At 50.0% G+C, this 26209-nt stretch carries 25 protein-coding genes, 1 tRNA gene and 4 pseudogenes; 21 read left to right on the forward strand and 9 right to left on the reverse strand.

Features of this window, described 5'->3' with window-relative positions:
* Positions 1-16 precede the first annotated feature (16 nt).
* From NFS35_RS01765 to NFS35_RS01800, 8 genes and pseudogenes are all read left to right on the forward strand, one after another.
* Positions 17-478: a MarR family winged helix-turn-helix transcriptional regulator gene (locus NFS35_RS01765; protein WP_251205432.1), complete on the forward strand. Its 462-nt coding sequence runs from the start codon at positions 17-19 to the stop codon at positions 476-478.
* 23 nt (positions 479-501) lie between these two features.
* Positions 502-1680 (forward strand): alpha/beta hydrolase family protein, encoded by a 1179-nt coding sequence (locus NFS35_RS01770; RefSeq protein WP_251205433.1) that lies wholly within the window; start codon positions 502-504, stop codon positions 1678-1680.
* Between the two features lie 85 nt (positions 1681-1765).
* Positions 1766-2152: a tyrosine-type recombinase/integrase gene (locus NFS35_RS01775; protein WP_251205434.1), complete on the forward strand. Its 387-nt coding sequence runs from the start codon at positions 1766-1768 to the stop codon at positions 2150-2152.
* Between the two features lie 211 nt (positions 2153-2363).
* A pseudogene (locus NFS35_RS01780) lies at positions 2364-2534 on the forward strand (coproporphyrinogen dehydrogenase HemZ); the annotation flags it as partial.
* Between the two features lie 152 nt (positions 2535-2686).
* Positions 2687-3018: pseudogene (locus NFS35_RS01785) on the forward strand (pyridoxamine 5'-phosphate oxidase family protein).
* 27 nt (positions 3019-3045) lie between these two features.
* Complete coding sequence (locus NFS35_RS01790; RefSeq protein ID WP_251205435.1) at positions 3046-3525, forward strand: GNAT family N-acetyltransferase; 480 nt, start codon at positions 3046-3048, stop codon at positions 3523-3525.
* 319 nt (positions 3526-3844) lie between these two features.
* Positions 3845-3979, forward strand: a pseudogene (locus NFS35_RS01795) (chloramphenicol acetyltransferase); the annotation flags it as partial.
* Positions 3980-4491: 512 nt separating this feature from the next.
* A pseudogene (locus tag NFS35_RS01800) lies at positions 4492-4803 on the forward strand (hypothetical protein); the annotation flags it as partial.
* 277 nt (positions 4804-5080) lie between these two features.
* Here the strand turns inward: NFS35_RS01800 and NFS35_RS01810 are convergent.
* The 6 genes from NFS35_RS01810 to NFS35_RS01835 are packed head-to-tail and all read right to left on the reverse strand — an operon-like array spanning position 5081 to position 9694.
* Positions 5081-6436, reverse strand: coding sequence for a sensor histidine kinase (locus NFS35_RS01810; protein WP_251205437.1), 1356 nt, complete (start codon positions 6434-6436; stop codon positions 5081-5083).
* Positions 6427-7086 (reverse strand): response regulator transcription factor, encoded by a 660-nt coding sequence (locus NFS35_RS01815; protein ID WP_251205438.1) that lies wholly within the window; start codon positions 7084-7086, stop codon positions 6427-6429. Before NFS35_RS01815 ends, NFS35_RS01810 begins: the two co-directional genes overlap by 10 nt.
* Before the next feature lie 47 nt (positions 7087-7133).
* Entirely contained in the window at positions 7134-7493 is a 360-nt protein-coding gene (locus tag NFS35_RS01820) for a YccF domain-containing protein (protein WP_251205439.1), read from the reverse strand.
* 17 nt (positions 7494-7510) lie between these two features.
* Positions 7511-8263: a lantibiotic immunity ABC transporter MutG family permease subunit gene (locus NFS35_RS01825; protein ID WP_251205440.1), complete on the reverse strand. Its 753-nt coding sequence runs from the start codon at positions 8261-8263 to the stop codon at positions 7511-7513.
* Complete coding sequence (locus NFS35_RS01830; RefSeq protein WP_251205441.1) at positions 8256-8987, reverse strand: lantibiotic immunity ABC transporter MutE/EpiE family permease subunit; 732 nt, start codon at positions 8985-8987, stop codon at positions 8256-8258. Before NFS35_RS01830 ends, NFS35_RS01825 begins: the two co-directional genes overlap by 8 nt.
* Complete coding sequence (locus tag NFS35_RS01835) at positions 8987-9694, reverse strand: lantibiotic protection ABC transporter ATP-binding protein (RefSeq protein ID WP_251205442.1); 708 nt, start codon at positions 9692-9694, stop codon at positions 8987-8989. Before NFS35_RS01835 ends, NFS35_RS01830 begins: the two co-directional genes overlap by 1 nt.
* Positions 9695-9869: 175 nt before the next feature.
* Here NFS35_RS01835 and NFS35_RS01840 point away from each other — a divergent pair, with 175 nt between their 5' ends.
* The 6 genes from NFS35_RS01840 to NFS35_RS01865 all read left to right on the forward strand — a co-directional run bounded on the left by NFS35_RS01840 (position 9870) and on the right by NFS35_RS01865 (position 15705).
* Positions 9870-10184, forward strand: a complete 315-nt coding sequence (locus NFS35_RS01840) for a hypothetical protein (protein WP_251205443.1) — start codon at positions 9870-9872, stop codon at positions 10182-10184.
* Between the two features lie 411 nt (positions 10185-10595).
* Complete coding sequence (locus NFS35_RS01845) at positions 10596-11195, forward strand: recombinase family protein (protein ID WP_251205444.1); 600 nt, start codon at positions 10596-10598, stop codon at positions 11193-11195.
* A gap of 136 nt (positions 11196-11331) precedes the next feature.
* Positions 11332-12594, forward strand: a complete 1263-nt coding sequence (hisS, locus tag NFS35_RS01850) for a histidine--tRNA ligase (protein ID WP_251205445.1) — start codon at positions 11332-11334, stop codon at positions 12592-12594.
* Positions 12595-12713: 119 nt separating this feature from the next.
* A complete protein-coding gene (gene aspS / locus NFS35_RS01855) occupies positions 12714-14495 on the forward strand; it encodes an aspartate--tRNA ligase (protein ID WP_251205446.1) in 1782 nt (593 codons plus the stop codon).
* A 107-nt stretch (positions 14496-14602) separates the two neighbouring features.
* A complete protein-coding gene (locus NFS35_RS01860) occupies positions 14603-15211 on the forward strand; it encodes a 4'-phosphopantetheinyl transferase family protein (RefSeq protein WP_251205447.1) in 609 nt (202 codons plus the stop codon).
* 44 nt (positions 15212-15255) lie between these two features.
* On the forward strand, positions 15256-15705 hold the full coding sequence (locus tag NFS35_RS01865) for an 8-oxo-dGTP diphosphatase (protein ID WP_251205448.1): 450 nt from the start codon (positions 15256-15258) through the stop codon (positions 15703-15705).
* 29 nt (positions 15706-15734) lie between these two features.
* Here NFS35_RS01865 and NFS35_RS01870 read toward each other — a convergent pair whose 3' ends face one another.
* Entirely contained in the window at positions 15735-16121 is a 387-nt protein-coding gene (locus NFS35_RS01870) for a hypothetical protein (protein WP_251205449.1), read from the reverse strand.
* Between the two features lie 170 nt (positions 16122-16291).
* Here NFS35_RS01870 and NFS35_RS01875 point away from each other — a divergent pair, with 170 nt between their 5' ends.
* The 4 genes from NFS35_RS01875 to NFS35_RS01890 all read left to right on the forward strand — a co-directional run bounded on the left by NFS35_RS01875 (position 16292) and on the right by NFS35_RS01890 (position 21335).
* Positions 16292-18112, forward strand: a complete 1821-nt coding sequence (locus tag NFS35_RS01875; protein WP_251205450.1) for an ABC transporter ATP-binding protein — start codon at positions 16292-16294, stop codon at positions 18110-18112.
* Positions 18099-19874 (forward strand): ABC transporter ATP-binding protein, encoded by a 1776-nt coding sequence (locus tag NFS35_RS01880; RefSeq protein WP_251205451.1) that lies wholly within the window; start codon positions 18099-18101, stop codon positions 19872-19874. Before NFS35_RS01875 ends, NFS35_RS01880 begins: the two co-directional genes overlap by 14 nt.
* Before the next feature lie 293 nt (positions 19875-20167).
* The gene (locus NFS35_RS01885) at positions 20168-21100 is read left to right on the forward strand and encodes a hypothetical protein (protein ID WP_251205452.1); all 933 of its coding nucleotides are present in this window, start codon (positions 20168-20170) and stop codon (positions 21098-21100) included.
* 25 nt (positions 21101-21125) lie between these two features.
* Positions 21126-21335, forward strand: coding sequence for a hypothetical protein (locus NFS35_RS01890; protein ID WP_251205453.1), 210 nt, complete (start codon positions 21126-21128; stop codon positions 21333-21335).
* 63 nt (positions 21336-21398) lie between these two features.
* Here the strand turns inward: NFS35_RS01890 and NFS35_RS01895 are convergent.
* Together NFS35_RS01895 and NFS35_RS01900 are read right to left on the reverse strand one after the other, a co-directional pair.
* Positions 21399-21471 (reverse strand) — tRNA-Gly (locus NFS35_RS01895).
* Between the two features lie 112 nt (positions 21472-21583).
* A complete protein-coding gene (locus NFS35_RS01900; RefSeq protein ID WP_251205454.1) occupies positions 21584-22612 on the reverse strand; it encodes an acyltransferase family protein in 1029 nt (342 codons plus the stop codon).
* 245 nt (positions 22613-22857) lie between these two features.
* On the opposite strand from NFS35_RS01900, the gene NFS35_RS01905 reads away from it, so the two are divergent.
* The 3 genes from NFS35_RS01905 (at position 22858) to NFS35_RS01915 (ending at position 26085) form a co-directional block, all read left to right on the forward strand.
* On the forward strand, positions 22858-24459 hold the full coding sequence (locus NFS35_RS01905; RefSeq protein ID WP_251205455.1) for an MBL fold metallo-hydrolase RNA specificity domain-containing protein: 1602 nt from the start codon (positions 22858-22860) through the stop codon (positions 24457-24459).
* Between the two features lie 31 nt (positions 24460-24490).
* On the forward strand, positions 24491-24982 hold the full coding sequence (locus NFS35_RS01910; RefSeq protein ID WP_251205456.1) for a dihydrofolate reductase: 492 nt from the start codon (positions 24491-24493) through the stop codon (positions 24980-24982).
* A gap of 77 nt (positions 24983-25059) precedes the next feature.
* Complete coding sequence (locus tag NFS35_RS01915) at positions 25060-26085, forward strand: branched-chain amino acid aminotransferase (protein ID WP_251205457.1); 1026 nt, start codon at positions 25060-25062, stop codon at positions 26083-26085.
* Positions 26086-26209 lie beyond the last annotated feature (124 nt).

Here is a 26209-nt window from a genome sequence, read left to right on the forward strand (position 1 = left end):
CAGGAGGTGAGCTGCTATGGCAGGTGACGACAAGTTAGATGAACTTTGCGATTTATTTAACCAAATAGTAAATCAATATGGAAAATTTGAAAAGGAAGTACATGCTTTTGGTGCTGATATTCCATTGCATTTATCAGATACACATACGATTGTTGCCATTGGAAAACACTCGAATATCAATATCGTAAATCTCTCACGGCTGCAGGGGATATCCAGAAGCGCTGCTTCTCAAATGGTAAGTAAGCTGGTGAAACGTGGGTTTGTAAAAAAAGAGATTTCTCCCAAAACCGATAATGAAATTATATTGACTTTGACGGAAACAGGGAAAAATATTTATGATACCCATGAAAAGCAGCACCAGCAGCTAAAGGCAAAACTGGCAGAGATTTTCGAGAAATATCCGACAGGCACTTTGGACACATTGATGAAAATAGGCACAGACCTTATCAGCATATGGGAAACAGCATCAAAACAATAAAAAAATTTAGGAAAGAATATCTTATGAGTTATGAAAAGATCAATCCGATACGACAGTTTAATTTTCAAATTAACCGGATATTGACTTATGGGGAAGCTGCCGCTGATATCAATGCAGTAAGGGAAAAAACAGCGAAGATACGTACTTTTGATGAGTGGGAAAATGTATGGGACGATATGGGGAAACAGGCTGAACAAAAATCGGAATTTCTCCGGGCGGCTTATAGCTATCGTATGGCAGAATTTTTTTTGAAAGAGGACGATAGTAAAAAAGATTTACTCTATCAAAGGTGCGTCAACTGTTTTTATAAAGCTTTTGATATGGAATTACAGCTCGCTTATGAAAAATACGATATTCCATTTAAAGGAAAATATTTAAACTGTATAAGAATGAAAGCCCCACGCTCAAAAGGGACAGTTCTTGTTTGCGGTGGTTATGATTCATTTATCGAAGAATTTGTGATTCAGGTTCACCGTCTGGCATTGAAAAATTATGATGTTATCCTGTTTGAGGGGGGAGGACAAGGACGCTGTTTGAAACAAAACCTTTATTTTCAATACGATTTTGAAAATTTTACTTCTGCCATACTGGATTTTTTCAATATTGCGGAATGTGCCATAGTAGGCATTTCATGGGGCGGCTATTTTGCCATGAGAAGTGCCGCTTTTGAAAAGCGAATCAAAGCTGCTGCAGCCTATGACGTAATGGATAATGGGTTTGAAGTTATGACACATATATTTCCATCTGTTATATGCAAAATCATTCGGGAAGCATATGTTCACAAAAATGCAAAGGCAGTAAATGGGCTGGTGAACAAAATACGGAGGAAAAGTATTTTAGCGGATTGGGCTTTTTCACAAGGAATGTATATCACAGGAACGGCAACACCCTATGACTTTTATGCGAACATCTCCCGCCATACCTTAAATGGAATTACACCGCAGATCACGCAGGATGTCCTGTTGTTAGCAGGAGAAAAAGACCATTACATACCATCCCGGCAATTCTACCGTTTAAAGACAAATCTGCCGAATGCTCATTCCCTGACTTGTCGTATGTTTACCGAAAGCGAAGGAGGCGAACAGCATTGCCAGATTGGAAATCATCTTATCGCAATAAATTATATCATTGATTGGTTGGATAAATATTTCAAAGCAGGAATGCCCATATACGGTAAAGAAACAGCCGAAAAAGAATTATGAATTTTTTCTTAACACTACTGCAGTAGTGTTGGCAGCCCGGTAAAAAAGGCGTAATGTATAACCATGCACAAACTACTGCGGTCTTATGGAAAGGGAGGAAGAAGGAACGTTTTGTGTATCTGCGGTTGATGATATGTCGGGTTTTATCTTTTGCAACAGATTCCGTGAATTGTATGTGCCGGAGTCTATCAATAGAAATCTACGCAGAGTGATTGAAAATCATAATGCAATGGAAGAAGTCAGAGCTGCAAAGGAAAAGAGGGAGGCGGTTATTTTGCCTCAGTTCTCCTGTCACCATTTAAGGCATACCTTTTGTGCAAGATTGTGTGAAGCGGATGTGAATATCAAGGTCATTCAGTCAATCATGGGGCATAAGGATATTCAGACAACGATGGATATTTATGCCGAGGTTACCGGGGATAAGAAAAAGAAGTCCTTAGAACAGGTTTTTAATCAAATGAAGTTATTTTAATTCAATATTGAGTGAGAGGTTCCTTAGGGGGCTTCGAGATGGCATAAAGGTCGGGGTTCGATAAAAGGCTAGTCCAACACAAAATGAGCTAGTCCAACAAAACTCCAACAAATGACCTTTGCATGGTACAATATAATACTCAATAATAGAATTTTGAAAAAGTGGAAAAATCAAGTAATACACGATAATACACTGTAATGACCGATTTGGCGTTATTATGGAGGAGAAACAGACCATAGTCGCCTGCGGAGCTGGTAGTATCTCGAAAAGGGTATACCCTGACGGACGTATCGAAAGATGCGAAAATGTCAAGGATGTAACGTCTTTCATAGAAAGAATTGACGAAATGATTGAGAGAAAACGGAAACTTCTTGAGGATTAAAAAGAGTTTTTGTTGTACATCAAAATAGGGTTATGTATATTGATATATGCCGGAGTTTTCTTATGTAAGTATATTGTAGCTGTATGTATTGATTTATTTTTATAGAAAAGTACAGGATAATCTTAGAGATGGGCTGTCGGAAAGTGATGTGTATGAAAAAAATGTGTGAAGAAGCTGAAAAAATAATGACAGAGCGATTTGGAAAAGATATGGTGATTGCGCTGGCAACAGTAGAAAAAGGAGTTCCGAAAACAATCCTGTGATTGCAATAGCCGGTGAGTGGTTTACCGCACATGGCAAGGGGATAAATTTAGGTTATTTTGGAAAGGAAGAAAACCATAAGATTGCAAAAAGGCTGAAAGAAGTGTTCTCTGAATGGATTGATAACGGGCATACGGATCTTGAGGATGAGAACACGGTTATTTTATGTGTGGAATTGACAGACGGGCTTTTGCTTTCACATGGGACAAGGTACGAGTTTTAGGCTTTCAATTTCCGGAGGGATTTTATTATGAAATTTCAAAGAACAGATGGCAAAAATAAAGATTTTATAGAAAACTGCAGGCTTCTTGATATGGATTTGGACAGACGTGTCGGGAAGAAGATAGAAAGAGACAAATACAAAAAATATAACCAGTTGGATGAAATTAAGGAAGCAATCGTTGTGTATGAAGGGAAGCGGGTAATTGGCGGCGGAGCCATCAGAAGATATGATGATGAAACGATAGAATTGAAGCGGGTGTTTGTACATACGGAATATCAGGGACGGGGCATAGGCAGCAGGCTTGTCGCCCTTTTGATGGAATGGGCCATAGAACTGGGATATAAGAAAATGGTTCTTGAAACCGGGGAGTTATTGGCTGAATCCTGTGCCGTATATAAAAAGCTGGGTTTTCAGGTGATTCCGAATTATGGTCCGTATGAGGATATGCCGGAATCATTGTGTATGGCAAAGGATTTGAAAAGCTGGAGGCAGGCAGATGCAGGATAAAGATTTTGGTATGCGGCTAAAGCGGGCGGAATGTCCGGTAAAGGTTGCGTAAATCGTGGAGAAGACAATAAGGACCGTCTATCCCCATTATTATCCTTCCGGGGCAGTACAGTTTTTCTGGATTTGCATAACGAACAGAGGATATGGGAAGCGCTTGCCAGGGAAGATATTTATTTTGCGGAGGTGCAGGGGAAGATTGTGGGAACCGGGAGTATCCGGGGGAATGAGATCTGCAGGCCGTATGAGAGATGCTTTCCGGGGATTAAAGGAAAGCGGGAAACTGCATGAAATGTGTGGAAATGGAAAGGGAGGATCTGGAATGAATACTTATCAGGTGATAGACGAGAAAAATTGGGAGAGGGCCATGCACTGTTTGGTTTTCAGGGGAAGCGTGGAGCCTGCTTTCTGTGTGACATTTGAGGCGGATATCACAAATTTCCGGCGGAAAGTGAAGGCGCAGAAGTGCTTGCTTTTGACAGGGCTGATGGAGAATGGGAAGAAATAAGTACGCAGGCAATTCCTATCCTGAAAGACCCGCGCATTCTGGCGGCTGCGGTGGAGGCGAACCGGAGGGTGCTGACTCCTTTATGGCTGGAACTGATTGAGGAAGGACGGGTGACGGTTCTATCCGGACGGAATATGCAAAAGAGCTTTCCGAACTGCTGCTTCTTGTCAATTTCTGGCTGCTGCCGTCCGTGTTCCCGGCGGATGCGGAAGAAATCCGGCATAAGTGCAGGTTTGTAGCGGAGGTTCTTGCGGCAATGGGGCTTCCGATTATAGAGGATGAGATGCTTGGACGGACAGAGAGGATACTGGGAGGTTACAGGGGAGAAAGGAAGGAGTAGCGTTTGTTTGGCAATTATATCCTGCGTCAGCTGTGTTCGCAGGGATTTTATCTTTAGCGGCAATCCCGGCGATTCTTTTATCGCCCATTTATCGGCTTTTGCATATTTGTGGAAACAGAGAACAGGTGAGGATATTGAGCGGCTAAAGATAATACGGTCACTCCGATGTGCCAATTACTCACTGGAAGCAATCCTGCGGATGCTGAGTGCCCTTGAGCATGACCCACAGGCAGATATTGAACAGATGTTGAACACGCCGAAAGAGGACACCGATATTATTTCCGTTTGTGACAGGCTGATCGTATCTTTGCAGGCAGCCGAAAAGATGATAGAGATTCTTATAGATATGAAAAAGAAATTTTCTTATCTACATTTTAACACCACCCTTTTTTTCGCTGTTAAGATAAGAGCCACAACAGCAAAAGGAGGATAAGACAGATGAATGAAATCATCAGCGTAAAGCAGCTCTCAAAATCGTATGGCGGACTGACTGCTGTACAGAGTCTGGATTTGTCAGTCATGCAGGGGACGGTTTTCGGGCTGTTCATAGCGGCATCCTCCTATGTGCCGCCGGTGGATATAAAAATGGCGGCTTTGAATAATCAAAACCGCCGCTGGAAAGAGCGTTTGGACATGGGGAATCGGCCTGCCCAGCAGCGTTTTTTCTTTTCTGCCGCTGGGCAGATCATTTACTTTAGCCACCCATCCTATCAAAATGGAATTTTCAAAATTACTTTTGCACCGCCTGTACTTTTGGAGTTTTCTAAGACAAGCTCACCACTATGTTGTTCCATAATGGATTTTGCAATATATAGGCCCATACCAAAGTGCAGCTTTGAATTACGGCTTTGATCGTCCATAAAGAATTGTTCTTGCGCGTGCTGCAACGCTTCGTTAGAAAATCCTTCCCCCTCGTCCGTGACTGAAATTTCAACGAAATTGTCTTTTCCGCAGACATCTATATGAAGTGTTCCAGCTTGCGGGGAATAGTCCAACGCATTATTTACCACATTTTGAATAGCACGTCCTAACAAAACCTTATCTGCGGTTAGTTGCATCGGGATGTCCGACGTACTCATTCGCAAATGAATTTCTTTTGTCCTGCACAAAGCATCTATTGATACTTTCACTTGCTTTAGATAATCAGGAAGATGAAAGATTTCTTTATTCAGCTGATACCCTGTTGAAGCCGTAGACAGGTCTATCAGGGTTTTGACATAAACTTGCATCTGCGTATAGCTGTCTGTGATGTAGTCAGCACATTCCTGTTGTTCTATTGTTAAGTCAGTATCGTACAACAATTCCGTATTGCCTCGGATGATGGTTAGCGGTGTCTTGAGATCATGGGCTAATGCAGAAATCTGTTCTTGCCGCAGTTTGTCGGCCTGCCATTGCTCTGTAAGCGATTTTTTTAGTGCCAGTTTCATGTGATCCAGTGCGTCAAGAGTTAAGTCGATTTCATATAACTGGCTTTTTTCAACCTCAAAATTCAAATCCTGCTGTTCAATTTTCTTTACAGCAGTCAGCAATTTATCCATTTTGTTCCCAAGATATTTTCCGAATAGATATGACAAAACAATCAAGAGAAGCAGGATTTCCAATATAATGACAGCAATCAAAACCCAGTCTGCCGAAGGAAATATTCTATGCAGCAGTGGATTGCTGAACTGGGCTGTCATTCTATACCTTAAAATCAGTATTTCGTCAGTCCTGTCTATCACAGCATACAGATAAGGCTTGCTGCTTGTCTGATTGTTCACGATGCACATTTTCCAAACGGAAGCTGGTTCTTCCTGATCGAGCGAACCGCCAATATACTTTCCGTCTTTTGTGAAAAGGGCATATTCACAAAGGGGTGGTATTTCATTTTCTGTAATCCGATCTGTGGATTGTAAACTTCCCCTCGCATTTTCTATTTCTGCGCTCATTCTATTTATTGGGTATATAAATCCAATTTCAACGCCAAATAGATAGAAGGCTATGTTGACAAAAGCAACCAGAAAGACACCAAGCGCAAGAAATATCGCATACTTCATAAAAACAGTACGCAGTTTTCTTACACCCATTTATAGCCAACCCCCCAAATTGTTTCAATCGTTGACAAGTGAAATTCAGCTAACTTCCCGCGTATATTCTTGACGTGAGTAGAGATAACAGAACTATCACTTTCTCCGTCAAATCCAAAGACCGCCTCATAGATTTGCTCCCGCGTAAATGTTTGTCCATGATGCCGCGCCAGATATTCGCATATTTCGTACTCACTTTTTGTCAACGGAACCTTTTTTGAGTTGATTTCAGCTTCTTTTGCATTGAGGTGGAAAATGATGCCGGATATTGAAAAGCTGTTTTTCTTTTCTCTTACATCACGCCGCAAGTGAGCATTTACCCGCGCTCTAAGTTCGTTTGTCCCAAAGGGCTTCGTAATATAGTCATCTGCTCCAAGTCCTAATCCCTGAACAATTTCACTTTCCTGCGTTTTTGCAGTAAGGAAAATAATTGGGCAATCCACACGGTCACGGATTTGATTGCAGAGGTCAAAACCATCAATTTCCGGCATCATAACATCCAGCAAAATCAAGCCAAACTTTGAAAAATCCATTTCTGTGACTGCTTTGGCGTTTGATTGCAGTGTAACTAAATGCCGATCTTTTTCTAAAACGCGCCTGACAAGCTGGAGCATAGCCATATCATCGTCCACTACCAATATATGCGCCATTATCTCACCTCTTTGTTCTGATTTATATATTTGCGCTCCAAGGATGTCTACATTACTGTTGCGCCAAAAGGCATCAACGCCAGTTTTGCCATTTTGAAGCACTGTACTCCGAAAGGAATACCGATAATCGTACAACACAAAAGCAACCCATTCAGCAGCGCCACCAACGCCAAAGGGATACCGCTGATAAGCAGCCACAAGATATTGGCAATCGCAGACATAGCACCGCCGCCATAATTCACATCTTTTCCAAAAGGGAAGAAAGCAAGTGACGCAAACTTAAAGCATTGACGGCCAATCGGAATACCGACAATGGTAATGCTCCATAAAGCACCGGCAACCAGCCAGGAAATTCCCTGCCACAGTCCGCAGCAAAAGAACCAAATAATATTGCCCAACCAATTCATCCGTTCTACCTCCGCTCTCAATCGGCTGACCGATTTCCGCTATATCTGGAAAACCAGAGGACTGCAATTCCTATTATAGCACAAGTTGACAATATGCAAAAGAGGATGCCAAAATCCATACCTGTTCTGTCTGGCGGCATTAGGCCAAAGGTCGTTTCCAGAACGTAAGAAGAAAAACGAATACCCCAACCATAAGGGATGACGAACCAGATGCCCGTGCCCAATCCTGTTTGGAGAAGCGCAGCCAAAAGGCTCCCGAACACGCCAATCCCTATTCCCAAATTTTTACCAAATCGAATTGCTAATACGAAATGAATACCATACAGCAAAATGTTGCTGCCCCAAAGGACAAGGGGAATTACTGTATAAAATCCGGAAGGAATTTCTGTTGTGCCGCCAACCAGTGGAAATAGCACGCCAAATAGCACACTACTCAATACGGTTGCCAAAAGTCCGGTCACAAGCAAAATAGTCAATTTGGAAAGAGCGGCTTTTGGTCTGTACGGAAGTGTCAATATATTTTGAAAATGCCCTGCTTTTGCTTCCTGTTCTGCTGCAACATAGCAGACAATCCCGATTGCAAAGGGAAAAGCAACGGCCATGACCTGAAAATAAGCAGCCAGCTTATTGATGTCATCGCTTTGGGAAACGCCTGCATACAGTAACATCATAGCCGCCCCGCATACGGCAAAAATAACGTGCAGAAGGAAAAAGCAGGAATGACATAATTTGTATAAATCACTTTTCAAATAACAGATATAGTCAGCCATTGGACTTTCCCCCACTTCCAAGCAATTTAGAGCAAATCCAAAAGGCGGCAGCAGCTAATGCCAAGCTAATGGCAAGAGCGGGAAAAATATGCTCAACAGCCAATAATGGGGAACCGTCCTCAATGGGAAGTCCGTTAGGACGTATCTTGAAAAACGGGCAGACTACACGGGCCGGAATAGCGTATGGATTAAGAAAGAACCATGCTTTTTCTGCGCCAATAGTAGATGAAACAATATTTGCCACAAAAGTTATCAGCACAGAGGGAAGATACCCTGTTTTGCTTGCAATCAGCATAACAAAAGGAAGTTGCCACAAGCAAGTAAGGAACAGCAGCATACAGCCGATTATGCTGTCCAGCGGCGAAATGTTCATAGTCGTAAAACTGGCAATTCCCGTAGTAAATAACCACATGAGCAGATTGCTGATAAAAAGCACAGCAGTTAAGGCAAGTCCTTTGCCAATCCATATTTTCGCAGAAGGGAACGGCAAACAAACAATGTTTTGCAGCCCTGTATTTTTCTCACGGATCACAGTGCCTGCGGCCCACAGTGCGGTCACAACAGGAAGAAGCATAGTGTACCACCAGTTGTAAGCTGAATATTGTACTGCATGACTGCTCAATAAAAAGCCGACAAGTACAGTTGCCAACGGCGCACCAAAAATCAATTTCATCAAGAAGCTGTGCCGCATTTTAAGGAGTTCCGAACGTACAATTCCGAACATTATTTCTCACCCCTTTCCCTGTGTGCGCCTACAACATCCATAAAAATACGTTCCAGATCGTGGTTCTTATGGATTTCGTTTTCATAGCCTAAATGTCCGGCAGAAATAATGCCAATGTGGTCAGCGATTTGCTCAACTTCGGAGAGTATATGACTGGACAATATGACGGTGATCCCTTTTTGCGGAAAACTTCTGATAAGCTCACGCAAATCTTGAATACCAATCGGGTCTAACCCATTTGTCGGTTCGTCCAGGATAAGCAATTTGGGCTGTGACAACAGCGCCAGGGCAATTCCAAGCCGCTGTTTCATTCCCAGCGAAAAATGGCCTGCCCGTTTTTTCCCAGTATTCTCAAGCTGCACAATACCAAGCACCTGTTTGATGCGGCTTTCTGGAAGCCCCAGGGCCAGTGTTCGGGCTTTCAGGTTTTCATAGGCCGAGAGATTTTCATAGAGCGGAGGCATCTCAATCAAAGCGCCAATGTTTTCCAAATCCGCCCGGCTCCACGGATGGCCGTCAAATTCAATCGAGCCAGAGGTGGGACGGAGAATACCTGTAATCATTTTCAAGATGGTAGATTTCCCCGCACCATTCGGCCCAAGCAGCCCATAAATTGAGTTGCGCTGAATATTCAACGATACATTGTCTACCGCCATTTGTCCTTTGAAATTTTTGCAGAGATTTGTTGTTTGCAAAATATAACTCATATCAGACACATCCTTTCTTGAGATTGTGGTCTAACGATACCAAATGATTTTGAAGATTTCTTGAAGATTTGACAAAAACTTCGGAACCCTAAAAAGTGCCGAAGTTGCATTTTATCAGAGCAATTCTCAAAATTGCCTTAGATGTATATTATATTGCTTAACGATTTCACTTGCCGTGAAACCAATTGGTTGGTGCGGCGAAAGCCCGCAGCCCGGTCAGGATACCGATGTGGAAAGCGAAGAGGGGGATGGGACAGAAAAAAACCGGGCAGACGATGTGGGATTGTCTGATGTGGGTGCAGTGGAGACCAGAGAGGACTTCCTGAATCTTGACGCAGAAGCCGTGTTTACGGAGGAACTGTTGGAATCTATAGAAACGGCTGATATCGAAAATTTCCAACCCCATATGGCCGGATTCCCCATTTTACCGAGGGGAAACAGGCAAGCATTAACTTTGGCGTGGCAGACGGGGGTGGCAATCAACGGATAGGCTGACACAATGATGCGCCAGCCCTTTTCTGTCTAAAGAAATCCTACTGGTTTTACAGTTCCTCAGGCCCTTCATCCGCCCAATAGGAATAAAGCTGCGCGCGGCCTTATGCCAGTCACGGATGTCCCTGACAAAAATGATGTTGGCCTCCCTGGTGTACTCGGTGAAAGGATGAGCAAAGCAGCGTTCCCGGGCCGTCTTGATGCGGATGGACTTTCCGTTTTGAAAGATTGGGGGGTTTCATAGTATTTTCTTCCTTTCCATGTGTGCATCACCTAAACTCCCAGGCTTTTAGGTATGGTAGTGAGACTGGCTGCATGGGTTCCCGTCAGGTTGTTGACTTGCGGCCGGGAAAAAGGTAGTATACGTCCACCGATGATAGGAATCTGCGGGAATACAAAGGAGAAACATATGGGAAATCAATATGGATATGTACGGGTGAGCACAAAGGAACAGAATGAGGACAGGCAACTGATTGCCCTGAACGGGGCGGAAGTGCCGGAACGGAATATCTATGTGGACAAGCAGTCCGGCAAAGATTTTAACCGTCCCATGTACCAGAAGCTGCTGCGGCGCCTGCGGCCGGACGACCTGCTCTATATCAAGAGCATAGACCGCCTGGGCCGGGATTACAGGGAGGTGCTGGAGCAGTGGAGGATTCTGACAAAGGAGAAGAAAGTGGATATCGTGGTGCTGGATATGCCCCTTCTGGACACCAGGCGGGGAAAGGATCTGGTGGGGACCTTTCTGAGCGATATCGTGCTGCAGGTGCTGTCCTTTGTGGCGGAGAACGAGCGGAAGAATATCAGGGAAAGGCAGCGGGAGGGAATCGAGGCAGCGAAGCTGCGGGGCGTGCGCTTCGGCAGGCCCGAAAAGCCTCTGACGGAGAATTTCGAGGAGGTCTGCGGGAGGTGGCTGGCAAAGGAGATATCGGGAAAGGAGGCCGCAAGGCAGTGCGGCATGCCGTCTACATCTTTCTACCGTAAGGCTGAGAAGTGGAAGAATCGGTAAAGTGCGGGAGCGCAGGGATTTTCTTATGGCTTTCTTCCTTAGAAAGGATTGACAGTTATCCAAAAAAAATATATGATTATCCCTGTAAAGGAAAGCTGAGAGGAGGAAGTCGGGCCAAAGCGGCACGACAGGAATTATGGCACTGAGCAAGAAGCCTGTGACAGGCATGAGGGATATTCTGCCGGAAGAGATGCGGATCCGGGATTATGTGATCAGCGTGATCAAGGATACTTACGGCAGGTTCGGGTTTGCTTCGATAGAGGCTCCCTGTGTGGAGAATATCGCGAATTTGACGAATAAGCAGGGCGGAGACAATGAGAAGCTGATATTCAAGATTTTGAAGCGGGGCGAGAAGCTGAACGTGGCGGAGGCCGCCACGGAGGAGGAAGTGGTGGACGGCGGCCTGCGCTATGATCTGACGGTGCCGCTGGTGCGCTATTATTCCAATAACGCGGCGCAGCTGCTGACGCCCTTTAAGGCGTTGCAGACGGGCAATGTGTGGAGGGCTGAGAGGCCCCAGAGGGGACGGTTCCGCCAGTTCACGCAGTGCGATATCGATATTTTCGGAGAGGCCTCCAATCTGGCGGAAATCGAACTGATATTGGCTACCACCACCACCCTGGGGCGGCTTGGCTTTCAGGGATTTGAAATCCGTATCAATGACAGGCAGCTGCTGAAAGCCATGGCTGTGGCCGGCGGTTTCGCGGAAGAGGTCTGCGACAATGTGTTCATTACCCTGGACAAGATGGATAAAATCGGGATGGACGGTGTGGAGGCCGAACTTCTGGAGAACGGCTATGCAAAAGAGACGGTGGACAAGTATCTGGAGCTGTACCGGGGACTGGAGCAGGCGGAGAACGGCATAGCTTTCCTGGCAGGAAAGCTGGAGGGCGTGCTGGACGTTAGCCTCATGGAGGGGCTGCAGGAAATCATCGACAGCGTGAATGCGGCGAAGACGGCGGATTTCAAAATGGTATTCGATCCTACGCTGGTCAGGGGGATGTCTTATTACACGGGGACTATCTTTGAGATTGCCATCCCGGGTTTTGGCGGCAGCTGCGGCGGTGGCGGCAGGTATGATAAGATGGTAGGGAAGTTCACCGGCAAGGATGTGCCGGCGTGCGGATTTTCGATTGGATTTGAACGGATTATCATGCTCCTGATGGAGAGCGGATTCCAGATTCCTGACAGGCCGGCGAGAGTGGCTTATCTGGTGGAAAAAGGCGTAGAGGGGCAGGCGCTTTACGATGTGATGGCCAGGGCGCAGGCGGCCAGGGAGAGCGGCGCCCAGGTGCTGGTAGTCCGGATGAACAAAAACAAGAAGTTCCAGAAAGAGCAGTTGGAAGCCCAGGGGTATGAGGAATTCGTGGAATTCTATAAGGAAGCGCTGAAAAAGTGAGAGCCATGGAATTTGAAAACGGCCCCGCCGGCAGGGAGAGCCTGTACGGGCAAAAACAGACAGAAGACTACATAATAAAGAATGCCCTATAGAAAAAGGGACAGAAAACGAGGAACGATATGGCAGAGTCAATGAAAGGATTGAAGAGGACACATCGCTGCGGGGAAATTTCCGCGGCAAATGCGGGGGAGAAAGTCACCGTCATGGGCTGGGTGCAGAAGCAGCGCAACAAGGGCGGCATCATTTTCGTGGATTTGCGTGACCGGGCAGGCATCCTGCAGGTCATTTTCGAGGAGGCCGACTGTGGCCGGGAGAATTTCGCCAAAGCGGAGAAACTGCGCAGCGAGTTCGTAGTGGCAGTGACGGGCAAAGTGGAGAAGCGCGCAGGCGCGGTGAACGCAAACCTGTCTACAGGAGAGATTGAAGTGAGGGCGGATGGATTAAGGATTCTGTCCGAGGCGGAGACGCCGCCATTTCCCATTGAGGCGGATTCCAAGACCAAGGAGGAGCTGCGCCTGAAATACCGCTACCTTGACCTGCGCAGGCCCGATCTGCAGAAGAATCTCATGCTGCGCAGCAGGATAACGGCAGCAGTTCATGCCTTTTTATCGGAAGAGGGCTTTCTGGAGGTAGAGACGCCTGTTTTGAACAAATCCACGCCGGAAGGGGCAAGGGATTACCTGGTGCCCAGCAGGATTCATCAGGGCTGTTTCTATGCGCTTCCTCAGTCGCCGCAGATTTTCAAGCAGCTGCTGATGTGCTCGGGATACGACAGGTACTTCCAGATTGCAAAGTGTTTCAGAGACGAGGATCTGAGGGCGGACAGGCAGCCGGAGTTTACCCAGATCGACCTGGAGATGTCCTTTGTGGATACAGAAGACGTGATCGACGTCACGGAGCGGATGGTGGCGAATGTCTGCAGGGAGGCTGTGGGCCTGGAGGTGCCGCTTCCCATCAAGAGGATGACCTGGGACGAGGCTATGAACCGCTTCGGCTCCGACAAGCCGGATACCCGATTCGGCATGGAGCTGGTGGATGTGTCGGAGGCGGTAAAGGGCTGTGGATTCGGCGTGTTCACTGGCGCGCTGGAGGCCGGCGGCAGCGTCCGGGGCATCAATGTCAAGGGACAGGCCGAGATGCCCAGAAAGAAGATTGACGCTCTGGTGGAGTTTGCCAAAGGATACGGCGTGAAGGGACTGGCATATCTGTCCGTGCAGCCGGACGGCAGCTATAAATCCTCTTTCGCGAAGTTCATGACGGAGGAGGAGCTGAAGAAACTGGTGGCGGCCATGGCCGGTGAGCCGGGAGACCTGCTTCTCTTCGCGGCGGATAAATTGAAACTGGTATGGTCCGTGCTGGGCGCGCTTCGCGTGGAGTTGGCAAAGCAGCTGGGGATGCTTGATGAGAACCGGTACAATTTCCTGTGGGTGACAGAGTTTCCTGAGTTTGAGTGGAGCGAGGAAGAGGGACGGTATATGGCCATGCACCATCCTTTCACCATGCCCATGGAGGAAGATCTGGAATTCCTGGAGACTGAGCCCGGCAGAGTAAGAGCGAAAGCTTACGACATTGTAGTCAATGGAATGGAGCTGGGCGGCGGCAGCGTCAGGATTTTCCAGAGCGATGTGCAGGAGAGGATGTTCGAAGCTCTTGGCTTTACGAAAGAGAAAGCCCACGAGCAGTTCGGCTTCCTGCTGGACGCCTTTAAATATGGGGTTCCGCCTCACGCCGGGCTGGCCATTGGACTGGAGCGTTTCGTCATGCAGCTTGCTCAGACGGACAATATTCGCGATGTCATAGCGTTCCCTAAGATTAAGGATGCGTCCTGTCTGATGTCAGAAGCGCCGGGTACTGTGGATCCTAAGCAGCTGGAGGAGCTGCATCTGCAGGTGACGGAGTAGGGATGTATTCTGCGAAGTATCTCTTATCTATAGAAGAATTTGATGAGGCCCTCTTGCAGAGGGCCTTTTCCAGAGTGGACGAGGCGAGGCGGAAGAAGGCTGAGCGGATGAGAAATGCTAAATCCAGGGCGGCATGCCTGGGAGCGGGGCTTCTGCTGCAGCTGGCAGTGGGGGAAGCGCTCTGCGGGACAGGCGCGGACTTGAACTTCCTCAAAGAGAGGAGAGATGGTTTGCCGAATGGAATAAGATGTTATTCCGTGCGCGAATTGCTGGAGACTCTGGGGGAGACGCCCTGTATTCCCGTTAAATACAGATATAATAAGAATGGGAAACCGTATTTCGCGGAACTTCCGTTTTATTTCAATCTGTCGCATTCCGGCAAATATGTCCTGTGCGGGCTGTCTGAGGAGGAAATAGGCGCAGATATCCAGCAGCACTGTGCCTGCGACAGGAGACGGCTGGCTGGCCGCTTTTTCTCCGAGCAGGAAAAGGGGGCATTGGAGGCTTGCGGAGAGGAGGAAGCCTTGTTTTTTCGGATATGGGCGAGGAAAGAAGCCTATGGCAAGCTGACAGGAGAGGGCGTCGCGCATGTGCTGGACATGAATCTGATGATGGAAAAACGGATGGTTGTAAACGGCAGAGGAGTGGAGTTTGAGGAGATTGACGGCATTGCCGGATACAGCATTGCTTTCTGCCGATATTCAAAAATGGATTGACATGACCTGCCGCAAAAGGCGGGCAGAGGGGACATAGGAGAAAAATGGAACGGTCAGAAAATGTGATTCTTACGAATATGTGCATGGTCTGTGAGGGCAGGAAAGTGCTGGTGGAAGAGAAGATATTTGAGGACGGCAAGGGCATTGTCTTTCCCGGCGGGCATGTAGAGATGCATGAGCCCCTTGTGGATTCCGTAATCCGCGAGATTTACGAGGAAACGAATCTGACAATAGAAAGCCCGCGGCTTTGCGGCGTCAAGGACTGGGTGGAAGAAGACGGGAGAAGGTATGTAGTCTTTCTGTTCAAGACAGACAGATTCTCCGGGGAGCTGAAATCTTCTGATGAGGGGCAAGTCTTCTGGACGGATATCGACACTATTCTGGAATTGCCCGTCATATGGCATATGGACCGCATGCTGCGCATTTTTGATAAAGAGGAATTCGCGGAGCTGTTCCTTGAGGTGGAGAATGGCTGGAAGCCGGTGCTGAAATAAGGTGTCATTTCTCAAAGGAATTCGTTTCCCTAGTCAGCCGTGAACGGGTCGCCGACGTCCAGCCGGAAGGGCTGCGCGGAAGACGGACCATTGGCCGCCGGAGCGGAATCGTCCCTGGGCGGGACTGAAATGTCAGGTGCGGCCGTAGCCGGGGACTTACATGTCATCGGAACAGAAGCGGAGGGCGTAAGCGTAGCCGGGCGTGAGGGTTTCAGTGCGGCCGGTACGGACGGACAGGTCGGCGGTTCGCAGATTTGTCCGAACTGTCTGCCGAATTGCAGATTTGCCTGAATGAGATTATACTGCATCAGGATTTTCAAAGTCTGGGAAAGGCATTCCGGTGTATTGCAGTTCACCTCGCAGATATCTTTCAGGGAGTGTGAAAGGTTCAGGATATCCTGGGATGTAATCGCCATAACGGTCTCCGGCAGGATTCTTTTCTTTATATTATATTCCGGCAGAGCGTTTTGGTTACCGGGGAAGCGCGATGCGGGTACAAAGGAAAGAGCAGAACGCGAAATAGAATCAGACAGGCATGAAAGCCGGATAAATACAAGGAAGTAACGGAAAGGCATGGTAATGAAGTATGAAAAAGCTGATGAAATTCTTGAGCGACTACAAAAAAGAGTCTGTCCTTGCGCCGCTCTTTAAGCTGCTGGAAGCTTTCTTCGAGCTGCTGGTGCCGCTGGTGATGGCCAGCATCATCGACAGGGGCATCAATGTGGGCGGTGCCGGAGGGCCGGACACGGCCCATATCTGGCGGATGGGCTTATGTCTCCTGGCCCTGGCAGTGGTGGGGCTGGTGTCCTCCATCACGGCCCAGTTCTTCGCCGCCAAGGCGGCGGTGGGCTTCTCCGCGAAGCTCCGCCAGGCCCTGTTCGACCATATCCAGGGTCTGGATTTCACCAATGTGGACAAAGCGGGCACGTCCACCATGATCACCCGCATGACCAGCGATGTGAACCAGATCCAGTCCGGCGTGAACCTGGTGCTGCGCCTGTTCCTGAGGTCTCCCATCATTGTGTTCGGGGCCATGATCATGGCTTTCACCATCGATGTGAAGAGCGCGCTGGTGTTCGTGGTGGCGATACCGCTTCTGGCCATCGTGGTGTTCGGCATCATGATATGGACCATGCCTTTGTATAAAAAGGTACAGGCCAACCTGGACAGGGTGCTTGGCGTCACAAGGGAGAACCTTACAGGCGTCCGCGTCATCCGGGCCTTCCATCAGGAGGAAAAGGAAGAGGAGCGTTTCAGGGGGCACACAAAAGCCCTTGCGGACAGCCAGGTCTTCGTAGGAAAAATCAGCGCCGTGATGAATCCGGTGACCTATGTGGTGGTGAACGGCGCGATTATCGTTCTGATTTATATCGGCGCTCTTCAGGTGAACGTGGGGAACCTGACTCAGGGCGAGGTAGTGGCCATCATCAACTACATGTCCCAGATTCTGGTGGAGCTGGTGAAGCTGGCAAACCTGATCATCACGGTCACAAAGGCGCTGGCCTGCGCAGACCGGGTGGCGGGCGTATTTGAGATTCAGAATGAGGACTGGATGACCGCAGGGCGACAGGTTTCCGACGGGAAGGCACAGACGGTACAGCCTGGAAGCGGTACCGGCGAGACGCCTTTCCTGCAGTTCGACCATGTATCCCTGACATACGCCGGAGCGGGTGCCGAGACGCTGCATGACATCGACTTTACGGTAAACAAAGGCGACACCATCGGCGTCATCGGCGGCACGGGTTCCGGCAAGTCTTCCCTGATCAACCTGATTCCCGGCTTCTATCCCGCCACGGAGGGATGCATCCGGCTGGAGGGCAGGGACATCCGCCAGATGCCGGAGAGCGAGCTGCGCCAGATAGTGGGCATGGTGCCCCAGAAAGCCGTACTGTTCAAGGGAACCATCCGCAGTAATCTCCAGTGGGGCAAGCCGGACGCCACGGAAGACGAGATGTGGCAGGCCATCGACACGGCCCAGGCCAGGGAAGTGGTAGAGGGCAAACGGGACGGCCTGGACGCGGAAATCGCCCAAAACGGCAAGAACCTGTCCGGCGGCCAGAGACAGCGGCTGACCATCGCCAGGGCATTGGTGCGCAAGCCCCAGATATTGATTCTGGACGACAGCGCCTCCGCACTGGACTATGCCACGGACGCCAGGCTGCGGACAGCGCTTAAGAAAGTGGAGGGCGGCACCACCACATTCATCGTCTCCCAGCGTGCCTCCTCCATCCGCCATGCGGACAAAATCATCGTGCTGGACGACGGAGAGATGGCGGGCATAGGAACCCATGACCAGCTCCTCGAGAACTGCGATGTGTACAGAGAAATCTATTTCTCCCAATATCCCGAAGAACGCTTGAAAGCAGCCAAAACAGAGAAAGGAGGCCAGCAGCATGGCAGCAGATAAGGAACAGAAAAAGACGGCAAAGAAGAGCGGCCAGATGGCCGCCATGCGCCAGGTGCTGAACTACATCCGCAGATACTGGCTGATGGTAGGCCTGTCGCTGGCGCTGGCGGCAGTGACGGTGGTGCTGACCCTCTATATCCCCATCCTCACAGGGGACGCGGTGGATCTGCTCCTGGGGAAAGGCGCGGTGGACTTCGCGGGCGTCTTCTCCGTCATGAAAAAGATTGCCATTGCCATGATTATCACAGCGGTGGCCCAGTGGGTGATGAACACCTGCAACAACCATATCACCTATCATGTGGTAAAGGACATCCGAGAGGACGCCTTTGAGCGTCTGGAGAAGCTGCCGCTGAAATACCTGGACGCTCATGCTTACGGCGATATCGTCAGCCGCGTGGTGGCGGACGTGGACACCTTTGCGGACGGTCTGCTCATGGGCTTTACCCAGCTCTTCACCGGTGTGCTGACCATCATCGGCACCCTGATTTTCATGCTGATAACCAATGTGCCCATCGCGCTGGTGGTAGTGTGCATCACGCCGGTGTCTTTCCTGGTGGCGCGGTTCATCGCAACCCGGACTTACTCCATGTTCAAGCTCCAGTCGGAAATCCGCGGTGAGCAGACGTCCCTGATCGAGGAGACCATCGGGAACCAGAAAATCGTGAAGACTTTCTCCCGGGAGGAAGCAGTGAAGGCCCAGTTCGGAGAGATCAACGGCAGGCTCCAGGACTGCTCCCTGAAAGCGATTTTCTTCTCCTCCATCACCAATCCGGCCACCCGCTTTGTCAACAGCCTGGTGTACGCGGGGGTGGGCATCTTCGGCGCTTTCGTGGCCATCCGGGGCGGCATCAGCGTGGGACGGTTGTCCTGTTTCCTGAGCTATGCCAACCAGTACACCAAGCCTTTCAATGAGATATCCGGCGTGGTGACGGAGCTGCAGAACGCTCTGGCCTGCGCCGCCAGGATTTTTGAGCTGATAGAGGAGGAGCCACAGGTGCCGGACGCGGCGGACGCCAAGGTGCTGACGAACGCCACAGGCAACGTGGCGCTGGAGAACGTACATTTCAGCTATGTGCCCGACAAAAAACTGATTCAGGACTTTAACCTGACGGTAAAACCCGGCCAGAGGGTGGCCATCGTAGGCCCCACCGGCTGCGGCAAGACCACGGTGATCAATCTGCTGATGCGCTTCTATGACGTGGACAGCGGGCGGATTACGGTGGACGGCACGGATATCCGGGACATCACCCGGGGAAGCCTGCGGACCAGCTACGGCATGGTGCTCCAGGAGACCTGGCTGCGCAGCGGCACCATCCGGGACAACATCCGCATGGGCAAGCCCGAAGCCACGGAGGACGAGGTGGTTCAGGCGGCCAAGGCGGCCCATGCCCACAGCTTCATCAAGCGCCTGCCACAGGGGTACGATACCGTCATCACAGAGGACGGCGGCAGCCTGTCCCAGGGACAGAAGCAGCTGCTGTGCATCGCCAGGGTGATGCTCTGCCTGCCGCCCATGCTGATCCTGGACGAGGCCACTTCTTCCATCGACACCCGCACGGAGATGCGGATCCAGAACGCTTTCGCCAGGATGATGGAGGGCAGGACCAGCTTCATCGTGGCCCACAGGCTCTCCACCATCCAGGAGGCGGACATTATCCTGGTGATGAAGGACGGCAACATCATCGAGCAGGGGAACCACGAGAGCCTGTTGGCGAAGAAGGGATTTTATGCGGATCTTTATAATTCACAGTTTGCGATTTAGACGTCCTGTTGTGGGCGAATGCGCCATAGAACGATAGGGGGCTGACATCTCGGTTTTCTGCCGGATGGCTTTGGGCTGTCCGGCAGTTTTCGCGTTTCTGCCGGGGCGCTGTGAGGGGCGGAGGCTAATCCGTGTATTTTTCAAGATAATGTTTTGAAATATGAGAGACGCTTAAGAATCGACGCCAATCAGCCGATACATACCTATATAGGAAGCATCGAAACCGTTGTCGCTGGCAGCCCGGCATTTCGTATGTTTTGCTGTCAGTTGGAGAAAATAAGCGAGGGGGAGCCATGAACGTACAGAATAATATAACCGTTTTCAGCGGAGACACAAGGAACAACGCGCAGGCGGAGTGGGCGAATAAGGAAGCCACGGAGTCCTGCGACAAAAAGAGCAAGACCATATACGCGGGAGATTTCCTGAAGGAGTTCCCTCTGCGGGAGAGGATACAGCAGAAGAAGTCCGAAGCCCAGCAGCGGGCCCTGAAGATCGTGAGCGATGCCTGGGGCATGGACAAGCAGATTGACGATGAAATCAAGGTGCGCGAGGAGGAGTCCAAGGTGCTTCAGGAGGATAACCAGGAGGCCCTTGAGAACCTGAAGGACGTCAACCAAAGGATGGAAGAGCTTCGGGACGCTTTCGGCATAAGCCCGGACAGCGAGGAGCAGCAGGAGCTGGAGCGCATCATGCAAATGCGGAAATCCCCCACGGTGAGCCTGGAAGAGATGGAACTCACGGAATATCAGAAGCGCGCGCTGGCGCTGGAGGACGAGGCGACGTTTTACAGGAAGCAGATTGCGGCCAACAACGGCAAGATTCTGGAGAACAGCGAGGTAAATGCGGCTATCCGGAAAGAGCGCGTCAAGTCCCATGCCATGGTGGACGCCCGGAAGGACGCGGAGGAGGTCATGGACGCCTCACGGGATACCGCCATCGGCCTGGTGATGGAGGAGGCCAAGGAGCATCTGGACGAGGAGCAGGAGAAGCGGGAAGAGCAGGCCGAGGCCATCGAGGAGAAGAAGGAAGAGCAGGAGGAGATCCAGGAGAAGCGGGACGAGAGAGAGGAAGAGCTGGAAGAGCTGATAAAAGACATGCCCGTGGAGGAGATGACGGATCTGCAGCAGACCATGGATGAGGTCAAGCAGCAGATTCAGAAAGTCCTGAACGAAGTGAACCTGGCGGCGGAGGACATCAAAGGCGCGAAGGTGGACATGACGGTGTAGTGTAAGCGCGGCGTAGAGACGAGACGTGGAATCTCCGGAGAGGGACGGACTGGAAATACGGAATAACGTCACGATTTTTATGGGAGATGCGCATAGCGGCGCGGGCAGAGACAGGGAAGGAAAGCAGGCTTTCCGGTGGGAAGAGCAGGGGGTAGTCCTGAGAATGGGAAGACGAGCCGGAAGAACGAAATTCCTGAGTTTCAGCCCGCAGTCCGTGGAAATGAAAATGAGATAAAATGCATATAATAAAGAATTAAAAAGGAACCCCATTTTATGGGATTCCTTTTTTACTAACCAGAGCGATAGACGGGACTCGAACCCGCGATTTCCACCTTGGCAAGGTGGCGCTCTACCAACTGAGCCACTATCGCATTCATAAAACATATTCCCTACGAACAAAGAGAATTATACTATGGAAATATTCATCTGTCAACCGCTTTTTTAAAAAAATGATATAAAAGTATAAAAAAGTATATGCCTGTGTCAATGCAGGAGTTTCCTGCGCAGCCAGCCGGAAAACTGTTTTTCGATAAGCCTCCAGCTGATCAGAGACAGGCCTGTGCTGACAGCGAATGCCACGGTTACCCCCAGAAACGTCCATGGGCTAAGCGCTGAGAAATCGAACAGGAATCTGTCCAGCAGCATCACGGGGTAATAATGCACCAGATAGAGGGAGAAGCTGATATCGCCAAGCCGGACCAAAGGGCCGGGAATCCTGTCATGGTACAGACCTGTGAGAAAGGCGCATAATACAATCACCATGGCGGGCAGCCCCCATATGAGAGGTCTGTAAAAGCCAAGGACATTGATATAATTCTTGGTAATCACCAGCCCCGGAAATCCCGCCAAAAGCCCCCCGATTCCCAGAAAACTGCAAAATCCGGGCAGTTTTCCAGACTGGTATCGCCTGTACAGGCGTCGCGATATATAATAACAGAAAATGCCAAAGATAAACTCCAGCATCACAGGATTTCCATAAAAAGTTAAAAATATCGGAGGGGCAGGCACCAGGTGGGCAGCCGCGATGACTCCCAGCAGAAACAGACTGCAGATAAGACCTCTGAATTTGTGGCTGATCCGCATGGAAAGAAGAAACAATAGATAGAAGAAAATTTCACAGTTTACCGTCCACCCGATGCGCATCAGAGGCTGGATCGCCCCATTACCAATATCAAAAGGAAGAAACAGGAGGCTTTTCGAAAGAAAAGCCGGTTCAGCCTTTGTCTGCTGGAACATGCCCGGAAACAGCACCAGGAGCAGATAAGTGCCGATGGTCATAAGATAATAGAGCGGCAGGATACGGATCAGCCGTTTGCGCAGGAAATACCTGGTGTCCGTGTGGGTGGAAAACATAATCATAAAGCCGCTGATACAGAAGAAGATATCCACGCCGAAAGCGCCGCAGCCCAGGAACCGGATGTGCTCCAGCACGATAAAGAGGGCTGTGATACCGCGCAGCGCCTGAATGCTGTCAAAGTGTAATTGATGAAAATTTATTTCTTTGTCTATCATGAAATTCCTCTTCCTGCCCATTTGCTTCTTCTATTGTAGCACATGGAGGATAACAGGGCAATATTTTACTTTTCGGCTACTTTTCTCTTGCGATAAACAAAAGAACATACTAAAATGGAACTATACAACTTTATGAGGCTGTAATTGCGCCATACTGCGGACGGGATTCGCGGCAGGTTTTACCGGCGTGTGGTATCAATAAGAGGAGCGGTAGAGATGTGGTGCTGGAATAGGAGGTGTATTTTATGAAGCTGATTTTTGTAGGTGCGGACCATGAAGTGACAGGAAGCTGCCACTACCTGGAGGCAGGCGGCAGGCATATACTGGTGGACTGCGGCATGGAGCAGGGAGTGAATGTGTTCGAGAACGTGCCTCTGCCGGTGGACGAGGGGCTGATTGATTATGTGCTGCTGACCCATGCGCATATCGATCACACGGGCCTGCTGCCGCTTCTGTACGCGAAAGGCTTCCGTGGGCAGGTGTATGCCACCGAGGCCACGGCGGATCTGTGCAGCATCATGCTCCGCGACTGTGCCCATATCCAGATGATGGAGGCAGAGTGGAAGAACAGGAAAGCCAAGAGGACCGAGAGCCTTGCGGCAGTGGAGCCTCTCTATACCATGGAGGACGCGGAGGGAATCATCAAGCGGATTATTCCCTGCCATTATGATACAGAGGTGAAGATCTGTGATGAGATGACCATACGTTTTACGGACATCGGGCATCTGTTAGGCTCGGCCAGCATCGAAGTGTGGCTGACAGAAGACGGACATACGAAGAAAATCGTATTTTCAGGAGACGTGGGCAACAAAAATCAGCCTCTGCTCCGCAATCCGATCCACACGAAAGAAGCGGATTATGTGGTCATGGAGTCTACATACGGCGACAGGCTCCATGCAGCGGAGAATCCGGATTATGTGCATGAACTGGCGGCAATCCTGAAGGAAACTTTCGACAGAGGCGGCAATGTGGTCATCCCCTCCTTTGCTGTGGGGCGCACCCAGGAAATGCTGTATTTCCTGCGCAAAATCAAGGTGGCTGGCTTGGTGAAAGGGCATGAGAATTTCCCGGTGTATGTGGACAGTCCCTTAGCCGTGGAGGCCACGGAGATTTTTCAGGAGAACCGCATGGAATGCTTTGCCGGGGATGCCCTGGAGATGGTACAGGAGGGCATCAACCCCATTTCTTTCCCGGGCCTGAAGCTTTCCATCACCAGCGAGGAGTCCAAGGAAATCAACTTCATCGATACGCCTAAGGTCATCCTCTCGGCTTCCGGCATGTGCGAGGCCGGACGTATCAGGCATCATCTCAAGCACAACCTGTGGAGGCCGGAATGCACCATCCTTTTTGTGGGATATCAGGCGGTGGGAACTCTTGGACGCGCCATTGTGGACGGCGTGGACGAGGTGAAGCTGTTCGGCGAGTCCATACAGGTCCGTGCCGAGATAAAGAAGCTGGCGGGCATGAGCGGCCACGCGGACAAGAATGGGCTGATAGACTGGATATGCGGCTTTGAGGAGAAACCAAGGAAAGTCTTTGTGGTACATGGCGAGGACAGTGTGTGCGCGGGCTTTGCGGAATGCCTGAAGATTGAGTATGGGCAGCGAACCTGTGCGCCCTACAGCGGGACGGTATTCGATTTGCTTTCCGGCAAGCTGGAATATGAGGCAATGCCTGTGCCGGTGAAGAAGAAAGCAAAGGGCGCGCTGTCCACAGTCTACGCGAGACTGCTTGCCGCCGCCCAGAGGCTGCTTAACCTGGTCAAGAGGCTTGACGGCATGCCGAACAAGGATATGGGTAAATTCGCAGACCAGATTAACTCCCTCTGCGATAAATGGGAGCGGTAATCGGCAGGAAACGGGATAGGAGACATAAGGGATGAATATCATAGCGGCAGTAGACAGAAACTGGGCTATCGGAAAGAATGGCAGGCTGCTTGTCAGCATACCCAACGACCAGAAACGTTTCAGGGAGGAGACCATCGGCAAGGTAGTGATATTAGGCCGCAGGACCCTGCAGACCTTTCCCCAGGGAATGCCCCTGCAGGGACGGACGAACATCATTCTTTCTAAAGACAAGGACTACCGGGTCAAAGGAGCGGCAGTAGTCCATTCCATAGAGGAGCTGCTGCGGGAGCTGGAGAGTTATCCGCCTGAGGATGTCTACTGCATCGGAGGAGAGAGCGCCTACACACAGCTGCTGCCTTACTGCGATACGGCCCATATCACCATGATAGACCACGTTTATGAGGCGGATGCCCATTTCCCCAACCTGGACAGGGATCCGGAGTGGGAGATTACAGCCGACAGCGACGAGCAGACTTACTTCGATATCGCCTATACTTTTTTGAAGTACGAGAGGAAGAAATAAGGCAAAAAAATATTGACTTTTGGCCGGAAAAGTATAATAATTGTGTAAAGTAAAAATGTTGAAAGAAGGTACGGCAAGTGGAGAAGAAAAATATCGACTGGAGCAATATTGGCTTTGGATATATTCAGACGGAAAAGAGATATGTCTCTTATTATAAGGAGGGCGACTGGGACCATGGCAGCCTGACAGAGGATGCGAACATTGTCCTGAATGAGTGCGCAGGCGTCCTGCAGTACGCCCAGACCATATTTGAGGGCCTGAAAGCCTACACTACGGACGACGGGCGCATCGTGGCGTTTCGGCCTGACTTGAACGCGGAGCGCATGGCATCCTCCGCGGAGCACCTGGAGATGCCGGTGTTCCCTAAGGAGCGCTTTGTGGATGCGGTGACTGAGGTAGTGAAGGCTAACGCGGCTTATGTGCCTCCCTATGGCAGTGGCGCTACGCTGTATATCCGTCCCTATATGTTCGGTTCCAATTCCGTTATCGGCGTAAAGCCGGCGAATGAGTACCAGTTCCGTATTTTCTGCACGCCGGTAGGACCCTATTTCAAAGGCGGCGCGAAGCCCCTGACCATCTGCGTCAGCGACTTTGACCGGGCAGCGCCTCATGGGACAGGCCATATCAAGGCCGGCCTCAACTACGCTATGAGCCTGCATGCAATCGTGACAGCCCATAAGAACGGCTATGATGAGAATATGTATCTTGACCCCGGCACGCGCTCAAAAGTGGAGGAGACCGGCGGAGCCAACTTCCTCTTCGTGACAAAGGACGGAAAGGTAGTCACTCCTAAGTCGGACAGCATCCTTCCCTCCATCACCCGCCGTTCTCTCATGCATGTGGCGAAAGAGTATCTGGGCCTGGAGGCTGAAGAGCGCGAGGTGTATCTGGATGAACTGACAGATTTCGCGGAGTGCGGACTCTGCGGTACGGCGGCTGTCATCTCCCCGGTGGGCAAGGTTGTGGACCACGGCAGGGAAATCTGTTTCCCCAGCGGCATGACGGAAATGGGACCTGTGACCAGGAAGCTGTATGATACGCTGACAGGTATCCAGATGGGCAGAATCGAGGCTCCCAAGGGCTGGATTCATGTAATCGAATAGACAATGATGAGATAGCCCATACTCCATAAGGGGTTTCCCTGTTCTGTGCAGGGGGCTTGCGCGGGGTATGGGCAGATTTATCTGTAGCTGTCCGAACAGTGTCTTATGCGGGAGTCCGGGCGGC

This window comes from Acetatifactor aquisgranensis, from assembly GCF_943193215.1.
GTDB lineage: Bacteria > Bacillota > Clostridia > Lachnospirales > Lachnospiraceae > Acetatifactor > Acetatifactor aquisgranensis.